The following is a 235-nucleotide window of genomic DNA, read 5'->3' on the forward strand; positions in this document are numbered from 1 at the left end:
TCCATCCTTGGTTGACGATAAAGGCATTGACGGAATCGTCGGGCACAACGGCCGATATTTTGAAGTGCAAGTAAAAAGTGGCGTGAACTGGAATAACCAGCGTGGGCTCAGTCGTGCTGCGGTCAGCATGAACCCCGAGCGGATCTTTCTTATCTACAACACCACCGTCGATGAAGTTCGCTACTTCACGGGCCAACACATTCTGGCTGAATCGGAATGGGCGCAATCCATCGAT

General features: G+C 51.5%; 1 protein-coding gene. It reads left to right on the plus strand.

The features are described 5' to 3' along the window. Positions 1-235, plus strand: a 235-nt coding sequence (locus AC3XQU_RS24920) for a hypothetical protein (RefSeq protein ID WP_489876769.1), incomplete at both ends; no start/stop codon positions are given.

Source organism: Telluria sp. AZSoR62 (genome assembly GCF_058111565.1).